The organism is Neisseria sp. P0001.S005, from assembly GCF_051963715.1.
The window spans coordinates 1-2,286 of the sequence record NZ_JBQCTZ010000332.1; the positions used below are offsets into that span (position 1 = coordinate 1).

A 2,286-nucleotide genomic window follows, 5' to 3' on the forward strand; every position below is an offset into this window, starting at 1 on the left:
AAAGGCGGCGTAGGCAAGACCACTACCAGCGCCAGCATCGCAACCGGCCTGGCCCTGCGCGGCCACAAAACTGCCGTAATCGACTTCGACGTCGGTTTGCGCAACCTTGACCTGATTATGGGTTGCGAACGCCGCGTCGTATACGACCTCATCAACGTTATCCACGGCGAAGCGACTCTCAACCAAGCCCTTATTAAAGACAAAAACTGCGAAAACCTCTACATCCTGCCTGCATCGCAAACCCGCGATAAAGACGCACTGACCCGCGAAGGTGTAGACAACGTGATGAAAGAGTTAGCCAGCGAAAAAATGGGCTTCGAATTCATCATCTGCGACTCTCCTGCCGGTATCGAACAAGGCGCACTGATGGCGCTCTACTTTGCCGACGAAGCCATCATTACCACCAACCCGGAAGTATCCAGCGTCCGCGATTCCGACCGTATCTTGGGCATTTTGCAAAGCAAATCCCGCAAAGCAGAACAAGGCAGCACTGTTAAAGAGCACCTGCTGATTACCCGCTATTCCCCTGAGCGCGTGGCCAAGGGCGAAATGCTGTCTGTTCAAGACATCTGCGATATCTTGCGTATTCCGTTGATCGGTGTGATTCCTGAATCACAAAACGTTCTGCAAGCTTCCAACGCCGGCGAACCTGTCATCCACCAAGACAATGCCGCAGCAGCAGAAGCCTACAAAGACGTTATCGCCCGCCTCTTGGGTGAAAACCGCGAAATGCGTTTCCTCGAAGCTGAGAAGAAAAGCTTCTTAAAACGACTGTTCGGAGGTTAATACATGTCACTGCTCGATATGCTGTTCGGCAGAAAGCCGAAAACCGCCACAGTCGCGCGCGACCGCCTGCAAATCATCATCGCACAAGAACGCGCACAAGAAGGCCAAGCTCCAGACTATCTGCCGACCTTGCGTAAAGAGTTGTTGGAAGTCCTGTCCAAATACGTCAACGTATCATTGGACGACATCCGCATCTCCCAAGAGAAACAAGACGGCTTGGACGTTCTTGAGCTGAACATCACCCTGCCGGAACAAAAAAAGGCTTAACACATGACCTTGACCGAATTGCGTTACATCGTAGCCGTCGCACAAGAACGTCACTTCGGACGTGCCGCACGACGCTGCTTTGTCAGCCAGCCCACCCTCTCCATCGCCATCAAAAAGCTGGAGGAAGAGCTGTCGGTATCCCTGTTCGACCGTAGCAGCAACGATATCATCACGACCGAAGCGGGAGAGCGCATTGTCGCCCAAGCCCGCCGGGTTCTGGAAGAAGCAGAACTCATCAAGCACCTTGCCAATGAAGAGCAAAACGAATTGGAAGGCGCGTTCAAACTCGGCCTGATTTTCACCGTTGCCCCCTACCTTCTGCCCAAGCTCATTACCGCGCTGCGTGAAACCGCGCCGAAAATGCCGCTGATGCTGGAAGAGAACTATACCCACATCCTGACCGAGTCGCTCAAACGTGGCGATGTCGATGCAATCGTCGTTGCCGAACCGTTCCAAGAGCCAGGCATCGTGACCGAGCCTCTGTATGACGAACCTTTCTTCGTCATTGTTCCCAAAGGCCATCACTTTGAAGAACTCGATGCCGTTACGCCTCAGCTTTTGGGCGAAGAACAAGTGTTGCTGCTGTCCGAAGGTAACTGTATGCGCGACCAAGTGTTGGCAAGCTGTTCCGAATTGGCTTCCAAACAGAAAATCCAAGGTTTGACCAATACCCTGCAAGGCAGCTCCATCAACACCATCCGCCACATGGTTGCCAGCGGTTTGGCCATCAGCGTCATGCCAGCTACCGCATTGACCGAAAACGACCATATGCTTTTCAGCATTATCCCGTTTGAAGGCAATGCGCCGCACCGCCGTGTCGTTTTGGCCTATCGCCGCAACTTTGTCCGTCCGAAAGCACTGACTGCTTTGCGTACTGCCATTTTGCAATCGCAACTGACCGGTGTAACATTCGTCAACGAATGAACCGCAAAACAAAAGGCCGTCTGAACATTCAGACGGCCTTTTTATTTTTAACCGAATAAAGGATTAGTAGCGAGTATGAACTTGACTGCCGATAACGCCACCCAAAGCCGCACCACCCAAGGTAGAGCCGGTATCGCCACCAATCAAGTTACCTGCCACGCCACCCAATACCGCACCAGCAGCAGTGTTGCGTTGGGTTTGAGTCATATTGGCACATGCACCCAAAGAGGCAGCCAGCATGATCAAGGTCACAGTTTTTGCAAAAGTTTTCTTCATGGTTTGATTCTCCATCAGGGGTTAAGCTGTATA

At 52.4% G+C, this 2,286-nt stretch carries 4 protein-coding genes; 3 read left to right on the forward strand and 1 reads right to left on the reverse strand.

Annotation, left to right across the window (positions count from 1 at the left end):
• The 3 genes from minD to ACTHSP_RS19740 all read left to right on the forward strand — a co-directional run.
• A partial coding sequence (gene minD / locus ACTHSP_RS19730; RefSeq protein WP_440346745.1) for a septum site-determining protein MinD occupies positions 1-786 on the forward strand: 786 nt, incomplete at its 5' end.
• Between the two features lie 3 nt (positions 787-789).
• Positions 790-1,053 (forward strand): cell division topological specificity factor MinE, encoded by a 264-nt coding sequence (gene minE, locus ACTHSP_RS19735; RefSeq protein ID WP_003680625.1) that lies wholly within the window; start codon positions 790-792, stop codon positions 1,051-1,053.
• Between the two features lie 3 nt (positions 1,054-1,056).
• On the forward strand, positions 1,057-1,977 hold the full coding sequence (locus ACTHSP_RS19740; RefSeq protein WP_004520212.1) for a hydrogen peroxide-inducible genes activator: 921 nt from the start codon (positions 1,057-1,059) through the stop codon (positions 1,975-1,977).
• 63 nt (positions 1,978-2,040) lie between these two features.
• On the opposite strand, the gene ACTHSP_RS19745 is transcribed toward ACTHSP_RS19740, so the two are convergent.
• On the reverse strand, positions 2,041-2,253 hold the full coding sequence (locus ACTHSP_RS19745; protein WP_003684747.1) for a glycine zipper 2TM domain-containing protein: 213 nt from the start codon (positions 2,251-2,253) through the stop codon (positions 2,041-2,043).
• Positions 2,254-2,286 lie beyond the last annotated feature (33 nt).